The sequence below is a fragment of the Xanthomonas sp. SHU 308 genome (assembly GCF_000364645.1).
GTDB lineage: Bacteria > Pseudomonadota > Gammaproteobacteria > Xanthomonadales > Xanthomonadaceae > Xanthomonas_A > Xanthomonas_A sontii.
Genome location: NZ_AQOK01000809.1, coordinates 1 through 284, shown reverse-complemented (window position 1 = coordinate 284; position 284 = coordinate 1). Strand labels below are relative to the sequence as shown.

At 76.1% G+C, this 284-nt stretch carries 1 pseudogene; it reads left to right on the top strand.

Features of this window, described 5'->3' with window-relative positions:
• Positions 1–284 (top strand): annotated as a pseudogene (locus D588_RS25805) (hypothetical protein); the annotation flags it as partial.

Below are 284 nucleotides of genomic sequence, written 5' to 3'. Positions count from 1 at the left end.
CAGGCGGTGGACTGGCTGCTGGCGCACGGCGCCGAGCCGGAGGTACTCGATGCCTGCGGCGACACCCCGATGTTCGCGCTGCTCTCGCGCGGCGTGGAGGCGGTGCCCAGCCTGCAGGCGATGCTGCGCCACGGCGTGTCGCCGGCCGGTCGCGGCGGCCTGACCCGCCTGCTCGCCGCCTGCGCGCAGCACGATCACGCCTCACGCGCGCTGGAGCAGTTCGCCCTGGAACTGCTGGAGCGCGGCGCCGATCCGTTCGCGCCGTCGCCGGCCGGCGATCCGCA